Raw genomic sequence first — 21629 nt, forward strand, 5'->3', positions numbered from 1 at the left:
GCGTCTTCTCCCCTCCCCCTTGCGGGGAGGGGCGAGGGGGCAGGGTCGTGACGCAGAACACGGCCTCCTGCATGCTGCGCCCCCACCCCTACCCCTCCCCGCAAGGGGGGAGTGAAATCGCGGGCTCAGTTCCCGTTCACCGTGCCGCTGACATAGCCACGCATGGGGCCGAGACCGGTCGGCACGCGCACGTCGAGCGTGGCGCGCCCGCCGGTCATGGTGCCGCTCGCCCCGTTGCGAGTGACCCCCTCGGCTCGCACCCGCCCGCCGAGGCGCACGCAGGTGCTCGTACCGGCGATCTGCACGAAGCCCGGGCCGTGGACGGCGCAATGGCCGACCGAATCCCCACGTGACGGCGGGGGCAGCTGCATGCGCTCGTCGGCAGTGGCGGCAGCCGAGAGCCCCGCGGCGAAGGTTGTGCCCGTGACGAGCAGTACCGCGATGCGGCGAGCCGTGCGTGCCATGACCGTCTCCCGAGCGATGGAGGGGCCATCAATCCACAGGGCGGCGGCGCGATCAAGGCATGCCCTATCCCGCGTGACGTTTCTTCCCATAGCTGCATCGATCAGAGCATGGCCCCAAAAGGAACGGCCGCCCGAAGGCGGCCGCTCGATCGTTGATCCGTCCCGAGGGCTCAGTTGAGTTTGCCCTTCACCTCACCGAGCCCCTTGGCGAAGATGTCTTCGGCCAGCTTGCCCTTGACCGTATCGCGCAGGATCTGCTCGGCCGCCTTGACGGCAGCGTCGGCCGCAGCGGCACGGACTTCGGCAGCAGCCTGGGCCTCGGCCTGGGCGATCTTGGCCTCCGCGGCGGCGGTGCGGCGGGCGACGAACTCGGCGACCCGCTCATGCGCCTCCTTGGCCACGCGTTCCGCTTCCTCACGGGCGCTCGTCACGATAGCCGCCGCCTCGGCTTCGGCCGCCTGACGCTTGGCCTCGTACTCCTTGAGCAGGGCCTCGGCCTCGCCGCGCAGGCGAGCCGCTTCCTCGAGCTCGGCCTTGATACGGTGGCCCCGCTCGTCGAGCGCCTTGCCGGCGATCTTGTGTGCGCCGGCGCGCAACACGATCGCGAAGAAGATGACGAAGGCGACGGCGACCCAGAAGGTGGTGTTTTGGAGCATCAGACCGCCCTCACTGCGCCATGGCCTTGCCGACGGCCGTTGCCACCGCGTCCCTCGCCGGGGCCTGACCCGTCAGGCGCTCGACGATAGCCGCCGCGGCATCGCTGGCGATGGCCTCGACATTGCCCATGGCCTTCTCCTTGCCCGCAGTGATGCGGGCCTCGGCATCGGCCAGGTTGCGCGCCAGCTCCGCCTCCAGCGCAGCGCGCTTTTCCGCCGTCTCGGCCGCGAGCTTGTCGCGCGTCTCCTGCGCCAAAGCCTGGGCCCGGCCGCGCGCCTCTGCCAACGCCTTCTCGTAGGCCTCGCCGGCCTCCTCGGCTCGAGCCTTCGATTCAGCGGCGATCCTGAGGTCACCGGCGATCCGGCTGCGGCGATCCTCCAGGATGCCGGAGAGCCGCGGCACGATCACCCGCGACATCAGCAGATAGAGGACGGCGAAGGTGATCGCCAGCCAGAGGAGCTGTGAGCCGAAGGTATTGACGTCGAAAGGCGGGAAGTTCGCACCTTCGCCCTCGATGCCTGGCACTTCAGCATGCGCGGTGATCGGTTGAGCCATGGCGGTTCAGTCTCTCAAGCGAAGGGCGCACGAGGCGCCCTTCCAACCCGTTGATCGGCAGGTCGGCTCAGCCGCGTTACGCGACGAAGAGCAGGACCAGCGCGACGACGAGCGCGAAGATGCCGAGACCTTCGGCGAGAGCGGCACCGATGAAGGTGCGGCCGAACTGCGAATCGGCGGCCGACGGGTTGCGCAGGGCGCCCGACAGGTAGTTGCCGAAAATGTTACCCACGCCCATGGCGGCAAGCCCCATGCCAAGGCAGGCGAGGCCAGCGCCGATGTACTTCGCAGCAACGGGATCCATCACAAGGTCTCCTGAGGTTCGTATGAGGCTGGTTTCAAGACTACCGACGCGCCCTGTCAGTGCCCCGGGTGCAACGCGTCGTGAAGGTAGATGCAGGTCAGGATCGTGAAGACATAGGCCTGCAGGAAGGCGACGAGGAACTCGAAAGCCGTGAGCGCCACCGCCATCGCGAGCGGCAGCGCCGCCCCCGCAACGCCGAGAACGCCCGTCATGCCGCCGCTGGCGGCCAGACCACCGAGGGCGACGATGAACCCGGCGAAGACCTTGAGCGCCACGTGGCCGGCGAGCATGTTCGCGAACAGACGCAGCGACAGCGAGATAGGGCGCGACAGGAAGGAGATGAGCTCGATCACCACCATGAATGGCAGCAGCCAAGCAGGCACGCCCGAGGGCACGAAGAGCCCGAGGAAGTGGGTGCCGTGCTTGACGAAACCGTAGACGATCACGGTGCCGATGACGAGGATCGCCAGGGCAAAGGTGACAATGACATGGCTCGTCACCGTGAAGAAGCCCGGGATCATGCCAAGCATGTTGCAGGTCAGCACGAACATGAAGAGCGAGAAAACGAAGGGAAAGAACTTCATCCCCTTCTCGCCCGCCGATTGCCGCAGCGTGTTGGCGACAAACTCGTAGAGCATCTCGGCCGCCGCCTGGGCACGGCCCGGCACCAGCGAGCGGCCCGCCGTCGCGGCCGTGAAGCCGAGCGTAATCAGCGCCACCGCGCCGACCATGAAGAGCGCCGAGTTCGTGAAGGCGATCTCCTGCCCGCCGATATTGCCGAGGGGGATGAGATTCTTGATCTCGAACTGCTCGATCGGGTTCGCAGCCATCGCCGACCTTCTGTCCCTGCGCGGATCGCCCGGCGGCGGACGCCGACGGGCCTTGGAAACGTCACTTCTGTCCGCTCTTCCCGCCCCATCCGGGGAACGCGCCGGAGGCGCGCGCCAGATTGAGCATGCCGGCGCAGAAGCCGAGCAGGAGGCAGACAATCAGACCCCACGGTGCCGTGCCGGCCAGACGATCGATGATCCAACCGAGCAGTCCGCCGGCGATCACGCCCGACACGAACTCGGCGGACAGGCGGAAGGCCTGCCCGAGTGCGCTCTGGTTCGACATCGACCCCGACGCAGGCTCCACATCCTTCGGCTGATGGGCGGCAACGCGCCGGAGCCCTTCATCCAGATGCCTGAGCCTTGCCGAAAGATCGGCCGGTCCACCGTCGGCCGGCTTTCCGGCACCATCCTTCCGCTCGTCGGGTTTCGCCACGCGATCCTCCCGTGCGGTTGAAAGTGCACCGAAAATCCGGCCTGGAAGCCGGGCGCACCATATTGTCGTGCCCCACCCCTGTCAAGAATGCGGCAGAAACAATCAATTATTTGATATTCAAGGAAAATTCCGATCCAGACGGCCATTTGCCACCACTCATGAACAATCGGCGCGCCAATTGCCGGGTCAAACCGCCTCCAGAATTTGCTCGGCGGCCGCAAGATCGACGGACACGAGCTGCGAGACGCCGCGCTCGGCCATGGTCACGCCGAAGAGCCGGTTCATGCGCGCCATGGTGATGGGATTGTGAGTGATGACGAGGAAGCGCGTCTGCGTCTGACGCACCATGTCCTGCAGGAGATCGCAGTAGCGCTCGACATTGGCGTCGTCGAGCGGGGCATCGACCTCGTCGAGCACGCAGATGGGCGAGGGATTGGTGAGGAAGACGGCGAAGATGAGCGCCGTCGCGGTGAGGGCCTGCTCGCCGCCCGAAAGCAGCGTCATCACCTGCGGCTTCTTGCCGGGGGGGCGTGCGAAGATCTCGAGCCCGGCCTCCAGCGGATCGTCGGAATCGACAAGTGACAATTCGGCCGAACCGCCGCCGAACAGCGTCGTGAACAGGCGCTGGAAATGGCCGTTGACCACGTCGAAAGCGGCAAGCAGGCGCTCCCGCCCCTCCTTGTTGAGGCTGGCAATGGCCTGGCGCAGGCGGCGGATGGCCTCGGTCAGGTCGTCGCGTTCCTTGACGAGCGCCTCGCGCTTGCCTTCCGCCTCCTCGAGCTCGATGTCGGCACGCAGGTTGACGGCACCGAGCCGCTCCCGGTCGGCCTTGAGCTGGGCGACGCGCCCTTCGACGTCACCGGCCGGCGGCAGGGCGGCATCGGCGACGACGCCCGCTAGCTCGTGCAGCCCCGCGGGAGTCGAATCGAGGGCCTCGCCAATGTGACGCACGACATCGGCCAGGCGCGCCCGCGCCGCCTCGAGCCGCGCTTCCGTTCCGGCCCGCGCCTCGCGCACCGCCGACAGCTGTTCCAGCGCCGCCCGGGCCGCCCTGTCGGCCTCGGCGAGCTTCGTCTCGCCCTCGGCCAGCTGATCGCCCGCCTCGCGCCGGCGCTCCTCCGCCGCCTCGATCTCGGCCACGAGCGCGCGGCGGCGCAACTCGAAATCTTCGGGCGCCTCCGCCAGTGTAGCCTGCTCGATCACCGTCTCCGCGATCCGGTGCTCGATCTCGCCGATGGCGGACAGCGCGCGCGTGCGCCGCTCCTTCCAGGCCCGGACCTCGGCGGCGATGGCCTCGCGCCGGCGGGCACGCAGCTCGGCCTCGCGCTGCAGCGTCTGGGCGGCGGCGCGGGCCTCGGCGGCGGCGCTGCGCCGCTCGGCGACCCGGGTGCGCGCCTCCAGCACGTCCTTCTCGACCGCAGCGACATCGCCGCTACGCGCCAAGGCCTCCCGCGCCTCCGCGATCCGGCGGCGCGCCTCCTCCTCGTCGGCGACGATGCGGCTCAGCGCCTCGTCGAGGGCGGAGCGGCGGGTCGCAACCTGTGCCGCCCGGCGCTCGGCGGCGGCGAGCTGCTCGCGCGCGCCATCGAGAGCGCGCCGTGCACTGCGCGCCGCTTCGAGCGCATCTCCCTCGCGCTGGGCCGCCTCGCGAATCGCCGCCTGGGCGCGGTCGAGCCCGGCGCGGTGCGCCTCCGCCTCCTCGCGCGCCGCAGCGGCGGCGGCGACAAGGTCGTTGAGCCGGTTGCGCTCGGCGAGGCGGCGCGCGGCTGCGGTTGGCGCACCGGCTTCGGCGACGAGGCCGTCCCAGCGCCAGACCGCGCCGTCGGACGAGACGAGCGTCTGGCCCGGCTTCAGCTCCCGGCTGAGGCGCTCGCCATCCGCTTCCGCGACGAGACCAATCTGGGACAGGCGCCGCGCAAGCTCGGGCACGCCCCGCACATACATTGCAAGGGGCCGCGTCCCCGCCGGCAGGGCCGGATCGTCCGGGGCAGCAACAAGGCTCGTCCAGCGGGAGGGTGCGGCCGGATCCGTCGACAGGTCGAGGTCGTCGCCGAGCGCGGCGCCGAGCGCCGCCTCGAACCCCTTGTCGACGGCGAGCGCATCGACAACCGGGGCAAAGGTGCCTTCGGCGGGCGCGGCGAAGAGCTTGGCGAGCGTCGCCGCCTCCGCCTCCAGCCGGTCGGCCCGGCGGCCTGCCTCGCTCGCGGGACCGCGCAGGCGGGCCTCGGCCTCGCGCGCGGCGGCCAGGGTCTCGCGCGCCTCGGCGGCGGCGATTTCCGTCTCCTCCAGCCGCTCCTCGGCGATCGCGAGCTCCTCGGCGAGACGGGCGATCGCCTCCGGCTCGGTGCCCTCGGTGTCGAGCGCGGCGCGCTCGGCCTCGATACGCCGGCGCTCGCCGGCCAGGCGCTCGGCCCGGGCGGCTTCCTCGCGCTCGGCCCGTTCGAGGCCGGCACGATGGGCGTTGAGGTCCGACACCTGCTGCTGCAGGGCAGCGAGCGCCGCCTCGGCCTCGACGAGGTCGCTATCGAGATCGACGAGCGCGGCCTGCGCCTCCTCGACGAGGACGGCACCGTCCTCGCCCTCCGCGGCGAGGGCCGCATCCTCCTCGCCGAGGCGCTCGGCGGAGGCGGCGGCATCGGCGGCGAGCGCCGTCTCGCGCGCAAGGTCACGGTCGAGCTCGGCCTTGCGGCGCACCAGTTCGGCGGCGCGGTCCCTGGCCCGGCGCTCCTCGTTGTCGAGCTCGGTGCGGGCGTTGACGAGACGCTGCAGCGCGGCGCCCGCCGCGGCGGCAGCCTCGCGCAGCTTCGGCATCTCGTGCCCGGCGATGGCCTGGAGCCGCGCCGTCTCGGCCTGCACGCGCGTCGCCTCGGCGACGTCGCGCACCTGAGCCTCCAGCTCCCGCTCGGCGGCGGCCGCCTGGTCACGCGCCTCGCGATAGGCGATCAGCGCCAGCATCGCCTCGAGCTTGCGGATGTCGGCCGAGAGCGCGCGATAGCGCTGCGCCTGCCGGCCCTGGCGGCGCAGGCCGTCGATCTGCCCACCGATCTCGCCAAGCACGTCCTCGAGACGCTGCAGGTTGTCCTCCGCCGCGCGCAAGCGCAACTCGGCCTCGTGGCGCCGGGTGTGCAGGCCGGCGATGCCAGCGGCATCCTCGAGAATGCGGCGGCGCGCCTGGGGCTTGGCCGCGATCAGCTCACCGATCTGGCCCTGGCGCACCATGGCCGGCGAACGGGCGCCGGTTGCCGCATCGGCAAAGAGGAGCTGCACGTCACGGGCACGCACCTCGCGGCCGTTGATGCGATAGGTCGATCCCGACTCGCGCACGATCTTGCGCGACACCTCGAGCGTATCCGCGTCATTGAAGGCGGCCGGCGCGATGCGCTCGCCATTGTCGATGGTAAGCGTGACCTCGGCGCTGTTGCGCGCCGGCCGGTTGCCGGAGCCGGCGAAGATGACGTCATCCATGCCCGAGGCGCGCATGGACTTGTGCGAACTCTCGCCCATCACCCAACGCAGGGCCTCGACGAGGTTCGACTTGCCGCAGCCGTTCGGGCCGACGACGCCCGTCAGCCCCGGCTCGATATGGAAATCGGCCGGCTCGACGAAGGACTTGAAGCCCACGATCCTGAGGCGCGTGAGCTTCATGGGGGGGAACCTGCGGAAACGTGTAGGCCGGTGGCGCGCAGGCGCGCGGCCGGCGCGGCCCGATCAGCCGCCAACGAGAGGCGTGAGGATCTTGTCGAGTTCCTCAACAGTCAGCGCCCCCGACTGCTTCTGGCCATTGATGAAGAAGGTCGGCGTGGCGTTGACGCCAAAGGTCTCGACCCCGCGGTTCTTCACCGCGTTCACGGCATCATAGACCTTCTGGTCCTTCAAGCAGGCCTCGAAACTTTCCTGTGTGAAACCCGCCTGCTTCATGAGCTGCAGCAGCGCGTCGAGCGGCTTGTCGGAGAAGGCCCACACCTGCTGCTTGTCGAACAGCATGTCGGTGACGGGGTAGTATTTGTCGTTGCCGGCGCAGCGGGCCAGCATGAAGCCGGCGGTGGCCAGCGGATCGAGCGGGAACTCGCGCAGGATGAAGCGCACCTTGCCCGTATCAATGTATTTCGCCTTCAGGGTCGGGAAGGTGTTGGCATGGAAGGTGGCGCAGTGCGAGCAGGTCACCGACGCATATTCGATGATGGTGACCGGCGCGTCCGCCTTGCCGAGGGTGACATCGCCGAGCGGACCGGCGACGTCGAGGTCGCTCGGGCTGAAGGACTGGGCGAGTGCCGGCAGGGCGACCAGCCCGCCGAGGGCGGTGACAACGGCGCCAGCCGCCAGGTTCAGGATCACACGACGCCTGGTCGTCATCTCGTCAGTCTCCCGAATGAACCGCCGGCGAAGATGCCCGGCCGAAAGGTCGCGACACCATAAGGACGGCGGCGAATGTGGCAAGAGATACGTGGCCGCCCGGCTTTCACGCCTTTGTGTCCCGCCCCTGCGACAGGACGGCGCAGCCGAGCCGCTCCAGCGCCGCGCGCAGCTTGTCGTCCGCGACGTCGCCGATATCGCGGGCGACGCTCGCCCGAGTCGCCTCGTCGACGGCCGGCGCGGGCTGGCGCGGCGCCGGACGCGCGAGCGGCCCTTGGCGCAGGGCGAGGCGGCCGACGCAGCGCCAGCCGAAATGAGCGTTGACGCGCTCGACCACGACGGGGGCCATGTGCTGCAGGTCGAGCGCGAAGCTCGAGGCGACGCGCACCACCAGCGTCGCCGGCTCGGAGCGCTCGTCGGGCGCCATGTGACGGTGGCGGCGCGGCCATTCGAGCCGCATCGGCTCGGTGAAGCGGGCAAGGCGCTCGCCAACGATCTCCGGCCAGGCGAGGACTATGTCCGAGGAGGCGAAGCCTTGCGCGGCAAGCGCCGGAGCAATGCAGCGCTCGACGAGGTCGGACAGGTGCTTGGGAGCCGCCATGGAATCTGATGCCGATGCTTGCGCCGCGCGGGCGGCCGGTTATGAGAGGGGCCATGGTATCCGTCCTCGACGCGCCCTCCAAGACCGACAGCACCGAAAGCGCCGCCGCGCTGCTGGCGTGGTACGACCGCCACAGGCGCATTCTGCCCTGGCGGGCCCTGCCCGGCGAGACGCCGGACCCTTACCGCGTCTGGCTGTCCGAGATCATGCTGCAGCAGACGACAGTGACGGCCGTGAAGCCCTATTATGAGCGCTTCCTTGCCCGCTTCCCAACCGTCGAGGCGCTGGCGCAGGCGCCGCAGGAGGCGGTGATGCAGGCCTGGGCGGGCCTCGGCTATTATTCGCGCGCCCGCAACCTGCATGCCTGCGCCAAGATGGTCGTCGCCGTGCACGGCGGGCGCTTTCCCGCCGAGGAGAAGGCGCTTCTTTCCCTGCCGGGCATCGGCGCCTATACGGCCGGGGCGATCGCGGCGATCGCCTTCGGCAAGGTCGCGGTCGCCGTCGACGGCAATGTCGAGCGCGTCATGAGCCGCCTCCACGCCGTCACGGAGCCGCTGCCCAGCGCCAAGCCGCTCATCCGGGAGCTGACGCTGGCGATGGTGCCGCAGCGCCGGCCGGGCGACTTCGCCCAGGCGCTGATGGACCTCGGCGCCACCATCTGCACGCCGAAGAAGCCGGCCTGCGTCCTCTGCCCCCTCGCCTTGCCATGTCGCGCCCGCGCCGCGGCGTTGGCCGAGACCTTCCCGCGCAAGGAGACGAAAACCACCGGGCGGCTGCGCCGCGGCGCGGCCTTCGTCGCGCTGCGTGCGGACGGCCGCGTGCTCCTGCGCACGCGGCCGCCGAAGGGCCTGCTCGGCGGCATGGCTGAAGTGCCGGTGAGCGACTGGCGGCACGATTACGCAATCAGCGAGGCGCTGCGGGACGCGCCGCTGGCGGGCCCCTGGCGCCGGGCACCGGGCACGGTGCGGCACGTCTTCACGCATTTCCCGCTGGAGCTCGCCGTTTTCACGGCGACGTTCGGCATCGATACCGCGCCGCCCGCCGGCGGGCGCTGGGTGCCCCGGCACGATCTTGCCGGCGAGGCGCTGCCCAATGTCATGCGCAAGGTGCTGGAGAAGGCGCTGGGGGGCTGAGCGCCGTCATCGGCGCGGAGTACGTGGCGTGGCGATAGACATGAGGCGAGCCCTCGGCTCGGCTTCGCGCGATGGACCCCGGCTCGCCTTCCGCTTCGCTCCATGCGTTCGGGGAACGAGGTTCCTCTAGGGAACGAGGTTCCTCTCAAAGCACGCCCTTGTTTTCCGGCCCGCATGCGCGAAGCGCAGGCGAGAGCCGGGAACCAGCGCAAGAAGCCGATGCCCGTGAGGGCATCGCCGCGTCTTCCGTCACTCCGCCTGCGGCGCGTAGGTGCCGAAGCTCCACAGATTCCCCTCGAGGTCGCGGGCCGTGTATTCGCGCGAGCCGTAAGGCTGGTCCTTGATGTCGAGGACGATCTCGGCGCCGGCTGCCTTCGCGCGGGCATAATGGGCGTCGGCATCGTCGACGACGACATAGATGCCCTGGTTGACGGCGCCAAGCTCGGCCGGCGTGCGCATGCCGAGGGCGTCGTCCTTCATCTCGCCGAGCATGATGAAGCCGCCGTCGTAGGACAGCTCGGCATGGGCGACCTTGCCGACCTCATCCTCATAGACCGCATGGCGGGCCAAGCCGAAGGCCTCGCACAGCCAGCCGATAGCCTTCTGCGCATCGCGATAGCGCAGGAAGGGGATGATGCGTGCCTTGCCCTGCCGTTCCGTCGTCATGGCCACCTCCGCAAGCTCGTTGAAGTGCTATCGTGGAGCGCCACGATGGCAAAGGCGTGGCTCGTCAGCCGCGCGCCGGCCAGACCTCGCGGTCGATGTCGAGATCCGGGAAGCGGCTCGAATCGAAGACGGGGTTGTCGATGCCCTCGGCAATCTGCCGGTCGTAGTCCCGCATGACGCGCAGGCCGGTGCGGAACAGGAGCGCGACGGCGACGAGGTTGACGACGGCGAGCAGGCCCATGGTGATGTCGGCGAAGGCGAAGACGGTGCTGAGATCCTGCACCGATCCCCAGAAGACGAGCGCCATCACCATGATGCGGAAGACGGTAAAGACGGTGATATCGTTGCCGGAGAAGAAGTCGATGCTCGTCTCGCCGAGGTAGTAGTTATAGATGATCGAGGTGAAGACGAAGAGCATCAGGGCGATGCTGACGTAGATCCGCCCCCATTCGCCGACGAAACCCGCCACCGCCTGCTGGGTGAGCGCAACGCCCGCCGGCTCCCCGCCCGGCGCAAAAGCCGGCGACAGGAGGATGATGAAAGCGGTGCAGCTGCAGATGACGATGGTGTCGATGAAGACGCTGAACGCCTGCACGATGCCCTGTGAGGCAGGGTGCGGCACATGGGCGACGGCCGCAACGTTCGGCGCGCTGCCGAGCCCCGCCTCGTTCGAGAAGAGGCCGCGCTTGACGCCGAGGAGGATGGCCGCCCCCATGCCCCCGCCGATGGCTGGCTCGAGGCCGAAGGCGCTCTTGACGATGAGCGCGAAGACGGCAGGCACTTCGCCGAGATGGGTCACGACCACGAAGAGCGCGAGCAGGATGTAGCCGCCGGCCATCACCGGCACCAGCACGTCGGCTACCTGGGCGATGCGCTTGACGCCGCCGAAGATGATGATGCCGAGCACCACGGTCAGCGCCGCCCCCGTCCAGTGCGGGGCGATGCCGAACGAATCGGCCAGGGAGGTGGCGACCGTGTAGGACTGCACTGCGTTGAAGCCGAAGCCGAAGGTGACGAGCAGCAGCACCGAGAAGACCATGGCGAGCCAGCGCTGCCGGAGGCCGCGGGCGATGTAGAAGGCCGGCCCGCCGCGATAGCTGCCGTCAGGCTCGGGCTGTTTGTAGAGCTGGGCGAGCGTGCACTCGAAATAGCTCGTCGCCATGCCGATGAGCGCGACGATCCACATCCAGAAGATGGCGCCGGGCCCGCCGAGCGTGATGGCCACCGCCACGCCCGCGATATTGCCAGCGCCGACCCGCCCGGCAACGCTCAGCATCAGCGCCTGGAAGGAACTGAGATGCCCCGGCTGCCGGCGCACCGCCTCGCCGAGCACGCCGAACATGCGCCCGAAATAGCGGAACTGCACGAAGCGCGAGCCGACGCTGAAGACAAGGCCGAGGGCAATCAGGCCGACGACGAGAACCTTCCCCCACAGAAGGTCGTCGAGAAAAGCGAGCATTCCCATTCTCCTCCCTGTGATGGCGGCTGCAGCTGCCGCCCTACTGCCAGGCGTCCGGACACCCTGTTGTTGGACCTCTTCTTGGCGGCAGCCGAACGATGAGGCCGGGGAGTGCGCGGCGGGGGGTGGAATGTCAACGGGCAGGATGTGCCGGGCGTCTCGCCGCCCCGGCAACGGGTGCCTCAGGCGGCCTCCGCCATGGCCGCCCTGAGCGCGCTGCGGAAGGTGTCGATGACAACGAGTTCGCCGTTCTGCTCGGCGTGCCAGAAGGTCCAGCCGTTGCAGGACGGCAGCCCCTGCACGAGGGCGCCGATCTTGTGGATGGAGCCGACGGCCGGCGGGACGCTCAGCGTGCCATCGGCGCGCACCGTCGCCCGCCAGCGGCGCCGCGCATCCGTCAGCACGGTGCCGGGCGCGACGAGACCGGCCTCGACGGCTGCGAGGAAAGGCACGCGCGGCTCGGTGCGCTTGGCCGGGGCGGCGGCAAAAGCCGCGGCATCGACGGGCTGCGCCGCGGCGATCCGTGCCTCGGCGGCGGCGGCATAGGCCGGCTCGCGTTCGATGCCGATGAAATGGCGGCCGAGCTTCTTGGCCACGGCCCCGGTCGTGCCGGAGCCGAAGAAGGGGTCGAGCACCACGTCGCCCGGGTTGGTGGCGGCGAGCAGCACGCGGGCGAGCAGCGCCTCGGGCTTCTGCGTCGGGTGCAGCTTGCGTCCGTCGGCGTCCTTCAGGCGCTCCTCGCCGGTGCACAGCGGGATGAACCAGTCCGAGCGCATCTGCGTGTCTTCGTTGCCCGCCTTCAGAGCCTCGTAGTGGAAGGTGTAGTTCTTTGCCTCGGGCCCGCGTGCCGCCCAGATCAGAGTCTCGTGCGCATTGGTAAAGCGGCGGCCGCGGAAGTTCGGCATCGGGTTGGCCTTGCGCCACACGACGTCGTTGAGGATCCAGAAGCCGATGTCCTGCAGCGCCGTGCCGACGCGGAAGATGTTGTGGTAGGAGCCGATGACGAAAAGCGTCGCGTTTTTCTTCATCACGCGCCGGCACTCGGCGAGCCAGGCACGTGTGAAGGCATCGTATTCGGCGAAGCTCCCGAACTTGTCCCAGTCGTCGTCAACGGCATCGACGAGGCTGTTGTCGGGACGCGTCAGCGCCCCCTCGAGCTGGAGGTTGTAGGGCGGATCCGCGAAGACGAGGTCGACGCTCTCGTCCGGCAGGCTGTACAGCCCGGCGAGACAATCGTCGAGGATGATCCGGTCGAGGGGCACGCCTGCCCTGTTCACCCGACCCGACGGCGCGGGCGCCCCGGTACGCGAGACCTTGATCCGGGGCGCGGCGCCGACGGCACCGGTACGCGAAATACCCATGTCGTCTTTACCGGTTACGCTACTGACGAACCGGATCATGCAGACGATCGGTAAAGGCGAGGTTGAACGTGGTTAATGGTGCAATGTGTCGTTTTGGGGCTGCAATTTTTGCCCAATCGGAAAGACAGTCGGCTGCCGCTGGTGGGCAGTCGGCAGGGGGCATGAACGCGTGATCCACCGGCGCGCCGCGTGGATGCGGGCCCAGGGACCCACCGATAAGCCAGTGCCTACTGCCGGACCGGCTCCAGCCCCTTGAACGGTGCCATGCCGGCGCGCGCGAGGGCATCGACGCGCTCGTTCTCCGGGTGGCCGGCGTGGCCCCGCACCCAGTGCCAGGTGACGTCGTGGCGCTGGCGGGCCGTGTCGAGACGGCGCCAGAGATCCTCGTTCTTCACCGGCTTCCTGTCGGCCGTCTTCCAGCCGCGGGCCTTCCAGCCGTGCATCCACTGGGTGATGCCGTGGCGCACATATTGCGAATCGGTGAAGAGGTCGACCGCGCAGGGGCGCTTGAGGGCCTCGAGCGCCATGATGGCCGCCATCAGCTCCATGCGGTTGTTGGTCGTTTCGGGCTCGCCGCCCGACAATTCCTTCTCTTTGCCCTGATAGACGAGGAGCGCGCCCCAGCCGCCGGGGCCAGGGTTGCCCGAGCAGGCACCGTCCGTATAGATCGCCACCCTGTCCCGGGTCATCGGGCGAGGCCGTATTCGGCCGCGCTCGCGACACGGCGGTGGAACGAGAGCTTGCGGTCGTATTCGAGCGGGTCCTTCGGCTTCACCAGCGCCCCCGGGGGGACGTCGAGCCAGTCGACGAGCCGCGTCAGCATGAAGCGCAGGGCCGCGCCCCGGCACAGGATGGGGAGCGCCGCGACCTCGGCGTCCTCGAGCCGGCGCACGCGCTCATAGGCCGTGAGCATCGCCTGGCCCTTCGTCAGGTTGAACGAGCCGTCCGCCTCGAAGCACCAGGCGTTGAGGCAGATGGCGAGGTCGTAGGCGAAGGCGTCCGTGCAGGCGAAGTAGAAGTCGATGAGGCCGGACAGCCGGCCGGCGATGAAGAACACGTTGTCCGGAAACAGATCGGCATGGATGACGCCGCCCGGCAGGCCTACCGGCCAGGTGCGTTCCAGATCGTCGAGGGCTGCAAGCGTGCGCGCGGCAAGGCCGGGCGAGACCGTGTCGGCCCGCCCGTCCGCCTGCATGAACAGCGGCCGCCACGCGGGCAGCGACAGCGCGTTCTCGCGCCGCATCGCGAAATCGGCGCCGGCCAGATGCAGGCGCGCCAGCGCCTTGCCGACACCGTCGCAATGGCCGGCCGTCGGGCGCTTCACCCACATGCCGTCGAGGAAGGTGACGATGGCCGCGGGCCGCCCGGCGAGGCGGCCGAGTGCCTCCCCCTCCCGGTTCAGAACCGGCTGGGGGCAGGTGATGCCGCGCTGGGCGAGATGGCGCATGAGACCGATGAAGAACGGCAGGTCCTCCTCCTTCACCCGCTTCTCGTAGAGGGTGAGGATGTAGAAGCCGCGCTCGGTGTGCAGCAGGAAGTTGGAGTTCTCGACCCCCTCGGCGATGCCCTTGACGGCGAGCACCGCGCCGATGTCGTAGCGGGCGACGAAGGCGGCGAGTTCCTCGTCGGCAACCTCGGTATAGACTGCCACGCGCCTACTCCGCCGCTTCCCCGCGCAATTCGCGCGGCAGGGGGAAGAAGACGCTCTCGTCCGCCGTCGAGACCGTCTCGACGCTGACCGCATAGCGTTCGGCGAAGGCGTCGATGATCTCCTCCACCAGCACCTCCGGCGCAGAGGCGCCCGCAGTCAGCCCGAGGCGGCGGATGTTGCCGAAGATCGACCAGTCGATGTCGTCGGCGCGCAGCACGAGGCGTGCGGCCGGACAGCCAGCCCGCTCCGCCACCTCGCGCAGGCGTTGCGAGTTCGACGAGTTGGGCGAGCCCACCACGATCATCGCGTCCACCTGCGGGGCGACGCGCTTGACCGCCTCCTGGCGGTTGGTCGTCGCATAGCAGATGTCCTCCTTGTGTGGACCGACGATGGCGGGAAAGCGCGCCTTCAGCGTCTCGACGATCTCGCGCGTGTCGTCGACCGACAGCGTCGTCTGCGTCACATAAGCGAGCCCGCCGTCATCGGGGGCCGTGAAGGCTGCCACATCGGCCACCGTCTCGACGAGGGAAATCGCACCTTCGGGCAACTGACCCATGGTGCCGACGACCTCCGGATGGCCGGCATGGCCGACGAGCACCACGTGGCGGCCGCGGCGAAAGTGCACCTCCGCCTCGCGGTGCACCTTGGTGACCAGGGGGCAGGTGGCGTCGATGGCGAAGAAATTGCGCCGCCCGGCATCCTCGGGCACCGCCTTGGGCACGCCGTGTGCCGAGAAGATGACGGGCGCGCTCGTCGGCGGGATCTCGTCGAGCTCGTCGACGAAAACGGCGCCTTTCCGGCGCAGGCTCTCTACAACGTATTTGTTGTGGACGATCTCGTGGCGCACGTAGACCGGCGGTCCGTAGAGCGCAAGCGCCTTCTCGACGGCATCGATGGCGCGCACGACGCCCGCGCAGAAGCCGCGCGGGGCACAGATCAACACGCTCAGGGGTGGCTTTTCAGCAACGCTCATCGAAACACCGGTCACGATCGTGCGGGGGATGTGGCGGCAGGCGGGTACTCATGTCAAGAACGGCATCGCCGCTGCGACGACGCGCGACGGAAGCTGCAGCCCCTGACGATCCGACCGAGCCATGCCGTCCCCCATCCGCCTCGCCATCTTCGACATGGACGACGTGCTGTGCCACTACGACCGCGACCGGCGCCTCGCCGAGCTGTCGCGCCTGTCGGGGCGGAGCATCAACGAGATCCTGACGGATATCTGGGCGAGCGGCTTCGAGGACCGGGCCGACGCCGGGGCGATGGATGCCGAGACCTATCTTTCCGGTTTCGGCGAGCGCCTGGGCTATGCCATCACGCGCGACGAATGGGTGGAGGCGCGCCGCCTCGGCATGGTGCCGTTCCCCGACAGCCTGGCGCTGCTCGCCCGCGTGAAGGAGAAGGCGACCGTCGCGGTGCTCACCAACAACGGCTTCCTCACCGGCGAGGAGATCGACCGCCTGTTCCCGGGGCTGCGCCACCTCGTCGACGACCGGGTGTTCGTGTCGGCCCGCTTCGGCACGAAGAAGCCCGATCCTGAGATCTACCGGCGCCTGTGCGCCGAGTTCGGCGTCGCCCCTGAGGAGGCCTTCTTCACCGACGACAAGCCGTGGAACGTCGCGGGGGCGGTGAAGGCCGGCCTCGAGGGTCACGTCTTCGACGGTGCCGAGGGCCTGCGGCGCGCACTCAACCGCCTCGCTCTGGTGTGAGGCCATGCCGCCGGGCCTTGTGCCGGATACGCCTATGGCGTGACCAAATGGCCCAGCGGGGCTGCTCACCTCTCCGAAACGTCGCGGAGGGCGAGAGAAGAGCGGTTGGCTTCCGCGACCTGCGCTCGACCCGCGTCTGTTCGCCTCTCTCGGCCTGTATCCTCCGCCGACATTCCCCTTGCGCTCGGCGCGCTCTAGTTGTTCATGAGTTCCGCTCCGGCGATGGTCCCTTGCGGATGCCTAGCCAGACGCCGGTCGACAGTTGCCTCTGCTCGCATCGGGCCGGATCGCCACGGCCGCGGGCCAGCCAAGAGTTTCCCATGGCCGACGCCGCCGAACATGCGAGTTTCCTGCCGCCGATCCTGACCTTCTGCGCCGCGGCCGTGATCGCCGTGCCGCTCTTTCGCAAGCTCGGGCTCGGCGCCGTGCTCGGCTATCTCATCGCCGGCATCGTCATCGGCCCATCGGTGATGGGCCTCGTCGGCGAGGCGGAGAACGTGCGCGGCGTCGCCGAGCTCGGCGTCGTGCTGCTGCTCTTCATCATCGGCCTCGAACTGAAGATATCGAACCTCTTCGCCATGCGACGCGACATCTTCGGCCTCGGGCTGGCGCAGATCGTCCTGACCTGTGCGCTGATCGCGACGGTTGCCGCCCTGCTCGGCCACAGCGCGCGCGGCATGATCGTCACAGGGCTTGCGCTGTCTCTGTCCGCAACGGCCATCGCGCTACAGGTGCTCGAGGAGCGGCGCGACCTCGCCACCCGCTATGGCCAGCGCACCTTCTCCATCCTGCTGTTCCAGGACCTGTCCATCGTCCCCATCCTCGCGCTCGTGCCGCTGCTCGCCAACACCGAGGCGCTCGGCAGCGGCCAGGCGCTGGCGGGCGCGGCCGGCGCCTGCGCGCGGGCCTTTGCCGCCGTCGCGCTGGTCGTGATCGTCGGCCGCTATCTGCTCAATCCGCTGTTCCGGCTGCTCGCCGCAAGCGGCGCCCGCGAGGTCATGACCGCCGCCGCGCTCCTCGTCGTGCTCGGCGCCGCCATGCTGATGGAACAGGTCGGCCTGTCCATGGCCATGGGCGCGTTCCTCGCCGGGGTGCTCCTTGCCGAGTCGAATTTCCGCCACCAGCTCGAGGCCGACATCGAGCCTTTCCGCGGCCTGCTGCTCGGCCTCTTCTTCATGAGCGTCGGCATGTCGCTCGATGCGAACTACGTGCGGCAGAACGCGCTGCTGCTCCTCGTCCTTGCGCCAGCGCTCGTCATCGGCAAGAGCCTTATCGCCGCCGCTCTCGCCCGCGGCTTCGGCTCCTCCTGGCCGGATGCGCTGCGCATCGGCGCCCTGCTCGCCCCGGCAGGCGAGTTCTCCTTCGTCCTTGTGCCGCTGGGCGGCGAGGTGGGGCTGCTGACGGGCGAGCGCGTGCAGGTCATCACGGCGCTCGCCGCCCTCACCATGCTGCTCGGGCCGCTGTTCGCCAAGCTCATCGAGAGCCAGCTCGCCCTCAGGTCGGGGGGCGAGGAGCCGGCGCCGGACGACCTGCCCGCCGGCGAGGCCGGAGGCAGCGTCATCGTCATCGGCTTCGGCCGCTTCGGCCAAGTGGTCAACCAGGTGCTGCTCGCGAACGGGGCCGACGTGACGGTGATCGACCGCAACATCGACAGCATCCGCAGCGCAGCCCGCTTCGGCTTCAAGGTTTACTACGGCGACGGCACGCGCCTCGACGTGCTGCGTGCGGCGGGGGCAGGCTCGGCAGATGTCGTCTGCGTCTGCGTCGACGACGCGGCCGCCGCCCTGAAGATTGCGGAGATCGTCCATGCGGAGTTCCCGCGCGCCCGCACCTTCGTGCGCGCGATCGACCGGCCGCATGCTATCGCGCTCATGAACCGCGAGGTCGACTTCCAGCTTCGCGAGACCTTCGAATCGGCATTGCAATTCGGCCGCGCCACGCTCGAGGAGCTCGGGGTCGACGCGGAAGCGGCCCGGCTCGTGACCGAGGACGTGCGCCGGCGCGACATCGCCCGGCTCGTGCTGCAGCGGAGCGACGGCCTACTCGGCGGGCAGGATCTGCTGCACGGCGTGAAGGTGAAGCCCGAGCCGCTGACGCCGCCGAAGCGCAAGGCGGCCGGCCTCAGCGCCGAGACGCGCGACCTCGTCGCCGACGCCGAGGCGCGTCCGTGAGCATCGATGGTGCGAAGACGGGCGACGCCGCACAGCGCGAGCGTGCCGGTCCCGGCCCGGCGTCCGTAGGCAGCTAAGCCGGAAAGTTCACGCAAGGCTCGACGCTGCGCCACGTCCTCGTGATGACGGCCGCCGGGGCTGTCGGGCTCGTCGCCGTCTTCGTCGTCGACTTCCTGTCGCTCCTCTACATCTCCTGGCTTGGGAAGCCTGCGCTCACCGCCGGCGTCGGCTTCGCCACCATCGTCCTCTTCTTCGCCACCTCCATCAACATCGGCCTCATGATCGCGGTCGGCGCCCTCGTGTCGCGCGCCCTCGGCGCGCGCGACCGGGAGCGGGCGCGGCGGCTCGCGGCCTCGGCCATGGTGCAGACGGGCGTCATCGCCGGCCTTGTCGGCCTCGGCGCCCTGCCCTTCCTTGGCCCCCTGCTCACCCTGCTCGGCGCCGATGGCGAGGCGCAGGACGCGGCCATCCGCTTCCTCATGATCGCGCTGCCCGCCAATGTCTTCATGGGCCTCGGCATGGCACTCTCGGGCGTGCTGCGCGCCGTCGGCGACGCGCGCCGCTCGATGTATGTGACGCTGTCGGGCGGGCTCGTGACGGCGGTGGCCGACCCCGTCCTCATCCTCGGCCTCGGCTGGGGCGTCGAGGGCGCGGCGACCGCCACGGCGCTGTCGCGCCTCGTCTTCCTGGCGGTGGGGCTCCACGGGGCGGGCCACGTCCACGGCCTCCTCGCGCGGCCGCGGCTCGCCCATGTCGTCGCCGACATCAGGCCGATGCTCGCCATCGCGCTGCCGGCCATCCTCGCCAATGTAGCGACGCCGATGTCGAACGCCTTCGTCGCCAGCGTCATGGCACGTTTCGGCGACGAGGCCATGGCGGCGGTGGCCATCGTCGACCGGCTGGTGCCGCTGTGCTTCGGCGTTGTCTTCGCCTTGTCCGGCGCCGTCGGGCCCATCCTCGGACAGAACTGGGGCGCGCGGCGCTTCGACCGCATGCGCCGCATCCTGCGCGACGCTTTGTCCCTCGTCGTCGTCTATGTCGGCACCATGGGGCTGACGCTCGCCCTCGTCGGTGATGCCGTGCCGATGCTGTTCAACGTTGGCGGCACGGAGACGGGGCGTCTCGTCGCCTTCTTCTGCGTCATCAGCGGCTTCCTGTGGCTGTTCAACGGTCTGTTGTTCGTGGCCAATGCCTCGTTCAACAATCTCGGCTTTCCGCTGCTGTCGACCGGCTTCAACTGGGCCAAGGCGACCGCCGGCACGGTGCCCTTCGCCCTCGCCGGCGCCCATCTCGGCGGACCGGAAGGCATCCTCGTCGGCATCTCCCTCGGCGCGGTCGTCTTCGGCCTCGCCGGCATCCTCACCGCGTTCTGGACGATTGGGCTTCTTGCCCGGCGATAGCCACGGGCCAATGGCACGGCAGCGGTCGGCATGCAGGCCGGATCTCGGGGACGACGTCCGCGCGGGCGCAACCGGAAACTTTGGCGCAGATCACACGGTTTGCCGCCACCGAAGGCGCAGTTGAGCGAGGGCCCCGGGGTACAGGCGCCATTTTCGCGAAATTGCCCGATGTTAACTTCGCACCACGAAGCTCGTCCCGCTTGGAAATTGTCTGAGGTGGACCTTTTCGGATGATGCACAGTTGCGAAGATGGTCGGGCAGAGGCCACGAAGCTGAATGTTTTTATCAAGTTCTACGGCCTTTTCTGGCGCAAACATGCCGTCGACTGGAACAGCCGGCAGCTTCTCGGCCAACCGCAGGGCTGGCTCGGCAAGGGAAACAAGAGGAGCAACATCGATCTCGAGACGATCCAGATGAATTTCTATCGGCAGAAGGGTGTCTACATCCTCTACAGCGAGGCCCTGCAGCCGGTCTATGCAGGCCAGGCGGGGCTTGCGCGCCGGAACACGACCGGCGGGCAGACCATCGGCGACCGGCTCGCCGCCCACAGCCGCGGCATCTATCGGAACGGCTGGTCGCTGTTCTCCTGGTTCGGCTTTCTCGATACGGAACGCTCTCCGCTCACACGCATGGCGGACGAGCAGCGGCTCAACCCGATCTGGATGCTGCCGGCCGGCCCTCCCTCCGCCCCCGACGCTGCGCTCAACACATTGCTCGCCTCCTTCGAGGCCATCCTGATCGAGGGCTTCACGCCGCGCTTTAACGCCCGCGGAGGCGACCTGCCGCACGCGGTCGTCGTCCACCAGTATGAGCCGGGCCGTCATAGTGCCGAGCAGGGCCAGCGCCGACGCGAGGCGGCGTCGCCCTTTCTCAAATGACTGCGAGGCGACGAGCCGCCACCTGCCGCCGCACCGCTCCTGCGGTCTATCGGGCGCGGGCGACAGCCTCTAGAGTCGGAGCTTGCAGCCACGCCCACGAGAGGCGACCGGGAGGAGCGCGCCATGTTCAACCTGTTCGAGATCATCCAGTCGGCCCAGGGCGGCACGGCCTTCGATAACATCGCCCGGCAGTTCGGCCTGTCCAACAAGGAGGTCGAGCGGGCCGTCGAGGCGCTCCTGCCGGCCTTCACGGTGGGCCTGCAGCGCACAAGCCAGGATCCATCCGGCCTCATGGGCATGTTTGGCCTCATGAGCGGCGGGCGCTATCGCGCGCCCTTCGAGGACGCGGCGCAGGCCTTCTCGCCCAAAGGCCGCAGCGAGGGCAACGATGTGCTGGCGCAGATCTTCGGCTCGCCGGATATCAGCCGTCAGGTCGCCGCACAGGCGGCTGCCGTCAGCGGCGTGAGCCAGGAGATCATCAGGAAGATGCTGCCCATCCTCGCCGCCATGCTGATGGGCGGGCTGGCGAAGGGCGCCAGCAATCAGGGCTTCGGCGGCATTCTCGAGCAGTTCGGCAGGATGTTCGGAGCGCCTGAGACCTCGGCCGACAGACGGCCGCCCTCCGGCAGCCCCGATCTCTTCGGGCAGTTGAGCGAGATGATCCAGCGCGGCGCGTTGCCCGGCATGCCGGGCTTCCCGCCGGCGGCGCAGCCTCAGCAGCGCGAGGAGCCGAGCGCTCCGCCCGAGCCACGCAACCCGTACGAAGAGCTGTTCCACGCCTTTCTCGGCGGCCTCGCCGGCAGGCCCGCGGGTGCCGCAGACACACGTGCCGAGCGGGCCGCGTCCGAACCGGAGCAGCCCGTCGCGCCGTTCGATCGCGAGACGATCGGCCGGATGTTCGAGGCCGGGCGCGACATCCAGGAGCAGCAGATCGCCACCATGCGCGCCATTCTCGACAGCTTCTCCAGGAACCGCGGGTGATCCCCGCGCCCGCGGGCGCC

21 protein-coding genes are annotated in these 21629 nt (G+C 69.2%); 6 read left to right on the forward strand and 15 right to left on the reverse strand.

The window, feature by feature from the left end:
• Nucleotides 1-125 precede the first annotated feature (125 nt).
• From ASC46_RS10510 to ASC46_RS10550, 9 genes are all read right to left on the reverse strand, one after another.
• Nucleotides 126-464, reverse strand: a complete 339-nt coding sequence (locus tag ASC46_RS10510; protein WP_055459252.1) for a porin — start codon at nt 462-464, stop codon at nt 126-128.
• Nucleotides 465-634: 170 nt separating this feature from the next.
• Complete coding sequence (locus tag ASC46_RS10515; protein WP_055459253.1) at nt 635-1120, reverse strand: F0F1 ATP synthase subunit B family protein; 486 nt, start codon at nt 1118-1120, stop codon at nt 635-637.
• 10 nt (nt 1121-1130) lie between these two features.
• Nucleotides 1131-1676: a F0F1 ATP synthase subunit B family protein gene (locus ASC46_RS10520; protein WP_055459254.1), complete on the reverse strand. Its 546-nt coding sequence runs from the start codon at nt 1674-1676 to the stop codon at nt 1131-1133.
• Nucleotides 1677-1752: 76 nt separating this feature from the next.
• Nucleotides 1753-1980 (reverse strand): F0F1 ATP synthase subunit C, encoded by a 228-nt coding sequence (locus ASC46_RS10525; protein ID WP_019403690.1) that lies wholly within the window; start codon nt 1978-1980, stop codon nt 1753-1755.
• A gap of 56 nt (nt 1981-2036) precedes the next feature.
• A complete protein-coding gene (locus ASC46_RS10530) occupies nt 2037-2810 on the reverse strand; it encodes a F0F1 ATP synthase subunit A (RefSeq protein ID WP_055459255.1) in 774 nt (257 codons plus the stop codon).
• Between the two features lie 61 nt (nt 2811-2871).
• Entirely contained in the window at nt 2872-3246 is a 375-nt protein-coding gene (locus ASC46_RS10535) for an AtpZ/AtpI family protein (RefSeq protein WP_055459256.1), read from the reverse strand.
• Between the two features lie 186 nt (nt 3247-3432).
• A complete protein-coding gene (locus ASC46_RS10540; RefSeq protein ID WP_055459257.1) occupies nt 3433-6891 on the reverse strand; it encodes a chromosome segregation SMC family protein in 3459 nt (1152 codons plus the stop codon).
• 63 nt (nt 6892-6954) lie between these two features.
• Nucleotides 6955-7599 (reverse strand): DsbA family protein, encoded by a 645-nt coding sequence (locus tag ASC46_RS10545; RefSeq protein WP_055459258.1) that lies wholly within the window; start codon nt 7597-7599, stop codon nt 6955-6957.
• Nucleotides 7600-7705: 106 nt separating this feature from the next.
• Nucleotides 7706-8200: a DUF721 domain-containing protein gene (locus ASC46_RS10550; RefSeq protein ID WP_055459259.1), complete on the reverse strand. Its 495-nt coding sequence runs from the start codon at nt 8198-8200 to the stop codon at nt 7706-7708.
• Between the two features lie 53 nt (nt 8201-8253).
• Here ASC46_RS10550 and mutY point away from each other — a divergent pair, with 53 nt between their 5' ends.
• Nucleotides 8254-9333, forward strand: coding sequence for an A/G-specific adenine glycosylase (mutY, locus tag ASC46_RS10555; protein WP_055459260.1), 1080 nt, complete (start codon nt 8254-8256; stop codon nt 9331-9333).
• Between the two features lie 249 nt (nt 9334-9582).
• Here the strand turns inward: mutY and ASC46_RS10560 are convergent, their stop codons facing one another.
• The 6 genes from ASC46_RS10560 to ispH form a co-directional block, all read right to left on the reverse strand.
• Nucleotides 9583-9999: a VOC family protein gene (locus ASC46_RS10560; protein ID WP_055459261.1), complete on the reverse strand. Its 417-nt coding sequence runs from the start codon at nt 9997-9999 to the stop codon at nt 9583-9585.
• Between the two features lie 64 nt (nt 10000-10063).
• Nucleotides 10064-11458: an alanine/glycine:cation symporter family protein gene (locus tag ASC46_RS10565; RefSeq protein ID WP_055459262.1), complete on the reverse strand. Its 1395-nt coding sequence runs from the start codon at nt 11456-11458 to the stop codon at nt 10064-10066.
• Between the two features lie 182 nt (nt 11459-11640).
• Nucleotides 11641-12819, reverse strand: coding sequence for a site-specific DNA-methyltransferase (locus ASC46_RS10570; protein WP_055459263.1), 1179 nt, complete (start codon nt 12817-12819; stop codon nt 11641-11643).
• A gap of 227 nt (nt 12820-13046) precedes the next feature.
• Nucleotides 13047-13508: a ribonuclease HI gene (rnhA, locus tag ASC46_RS10575; protein ID WP_055459264.1), complete on the reverse strand. Its 462-nt coding sequence runs from the start codon at nt 13506-13508 to the stop codon at nt 13047-13049.
• Nucleotides 13505-14470, reverse strand: coding sequence for a homoserine kinase (locus ASC46_RS10580; protein WP_055459265.1), 966 nt, complete (start codon nt 14468-14470; stop codon nt 13505-13507). Before ASC46_RS10580 ends, rnhA begins: the two co-directional genes overlap by 4 nt.
• A 4-nt stretch (nt 14471-14474) precedes the next feature.
• Nucleotides 14475-15443 (reverse strand): 4-hydroxy-3-methylbut-2-enyl diphosphate reductase, encoded by a 969-nt coding sequence (gene ispH, locus ASC46_RS10585; protein ID WP_055459266.1) that lies wholly within the window; start codon nt 15441-15443, stop codon nt 14475-14477.
• A 121-nt stretch (nt 15444-15564) separates the two neighbouring features.
• On the opposite strand from ispH, the gene ASC46_RS10590 reads away from it, so the two are divergent.
• The 5 genes from ASC46_RS10590 (at nt 15565) to ASC46_RS10610 (ending at nt 21609) form a co-directional block, all read left to right on the forward strand.
• On the forward strand, nt 15565-16179 hold the full coding sequence (locus tag ASC46_RS10590) for an HAD family hydrolase (protein WP_055459267.1): 615 nt from the start codon (nt 15565-15567) through the stop codon (nt 16177-16179).
• Between the two features lie 320 nt (nt 16180-16499).
• Nucleotides 16500-18350: a monovalent cation:proton antiporter-2 (CPA2) family protein gene (locus ASC46_RS10595; RefSeq protein ID WP_055459268.1), complete on the forward strand. Its 1851-nt coding sequence runs from the start codon at nt 16500-16502 to the stop codon at nt 18348-18350.
• A gap of 122 nt (nt 18351-18472) precedes the next feature.
• Entirely contained in the window at nt 18473-19750 is a 1278-nt protein-coding gene (locus ASC46_RS10600; protein WP_096335354.1) for an MATE family efflux transporter, read from the forward strand.
• Between the two features lie 230 nt (nt 19751-19980).
• Entirely contained in the window at nt 19981-20628 is a 648-nt protein-coding gene (locus ASC46_RS10605; protein ID WP_055459270.1) for a GIY-YIG nuclease family protein, read from the forward strand.
• Nucleotides 20629-20751: 123 nt separating this feature from the next.
• Complete coding sequence (locus ASC46_RS10610) at nt 20752-21609, forward strand: DUF937 domain-containing protein (RefSeq protein WP_055459271.1); 858 nt, start codon at nt 20752-20754, stop codon at nt 21607-21609.
• Nucleotides 21610-21629 lie beyond the last annotated feature (20 nt).

The sequence above is a fragment of the Chelatococcus sambhunathii genome (assembly GCF_001418005.1).
Classification (GTDB): domain Bacteria; phylum Pseudomonadota; class Alphaproteobacteria; order Rhizobiales; family Beijerinckiaceae; genus Chelatococcus_A; species Chelatococcus_A sambhunathii.

Bases quoted from the DNA above. Each gene is read 5' to 3' on its own strand.
- mutY (WP_055459260.1), top strand. From the start codon at position 8,254: ATGGTATCCGTCCTCGACGCGCCCTCCAAGACCGACAGCACCGAAAGC.
- rnhA (WP_055459264.1), bottom strand. From the start codon at position 13,508: ATGACCCGGGACAGGGTGGCGATCTATACGGACGGTGCCTGCTCGGGC.
- ASC46_RS10595 (WP_055459268.1), top strand. From the start codon at position 16,500: ATGGCCGACGCCGCCGAACATGCGAGTTTCCTGCCGCCGATCCTGACC.
- ASC46_RS10510 (WP_055459252.1), bottom strand. From the start codon at position 464: ATGGCACGCACGGCTCGCCGCATCGCGGTACTGCTCGTCACGGGCACA.
- ASC46_RS10560 (WP_055459261.1), bottom strand. From the start codon at position 9,999: ATGACGACGGAACGGCAGGGCAAGGCACGCATCATCCCCTTCCTGCGC.
- ispH (WP_055459266.1), bottom strand. From the start codon at position 15,443: ATGAGCGTTGCTGAAAAGCCACCCCTGAGCGTGTTGATCTGTGCCCCG.
- ASC46_RS10550 (WP_055459259.1), bottom strand. From the start codon at position 8,200: ATGGCGGCTCCCAAGCACCTGTCCGACCTCGTCGAGCGCTGCATTGCT.
- ASC46_RS10530 (WP_055459255.1), bottom strand. From the start codon at position 2,810: ATGGCTGCGAACCCGATCGAGCAGTTCGAGATCAAGAATCTCATCCCC.
- ASC46_RS10525 (WP_019403690.1), bottom strand. From the start codon at position 1,980: ATGGATCCCGTTGCTGCGAAGTACATCGGCGCTGGCCTCGCCTGCCTT.
- ASC46_RS10600 (WP_096335354.1), top strand. From the start codon at position 18,473: ATGACGGCCGCCGGGGCTGTCGGGCTCGTCGCCGTCTTCGTCGTCGAC.
- ASC46_RS10605 (WP_055459270.1), top strand. From the start codon at position 19,981: ATGATGCACAGTTGCGAAGATGGTCGGGCAGAGGCCACGAAGCTGAAT.
- ASC46_RS10590 (WP_055459267.1), top strand. From the start codon at position 15,565: ATGCCGTCCCCCATCCGCCTCGCCATCTTCGACATGGACGACGTGCTG.
- ASC46_RS10520 (WP_055459254.1), bottom strand. From the start codon at position 1,676: ATGGCTCAACCGATCACCGCGCATGCTGAAGTGCCAGGCATCGAGGGC.
- ASC46_RS10540 (WP_055459257.1), bottom strand. From the start codon at position 6,891: ATGAAGCTCACGCGCCTCAGGATCGTGGGCTTCAAGTCCTTCGTCGAG.
- ASC46_RS10570 (WP_055459263.1), bottom strand. From the start codon at position 12,819: ATGGGTATTTCGCGTACCGGTGCCGTCGGCGCCGCGCCCCGGATCAAG.
- ASC46_RS10545 (WP_055459258.1), bottom strand. From the start codon at position 7,599: ATGACGACCAGGCGTCGTGTGATCCTGAACCTGGCGGCTGGCGCCGTT.
- ASC46_RS10515 (WP_055459253.1), bottom strand. From the start codon at position 1,120: ATGCTCCAAAACACCACCTTCTGGGTCGCCGTCGCCTTCGTCATCTTC.
- ASC46_RS10565 (WP_055459262.1), bottom strand. From the start codon at position 11,458: ATGCTCGCTTTTCTCGACGACCTTCTGTGGGGGAAGGTTCTCGTCGTC.
- ASC46_RS10610 (WP_055459271.1), top strand. From the start codon at position 20,752: ATGTTCAACCTGTTCGAGATCATCCAGTCGGCCCAGGGCGGCACGGCC.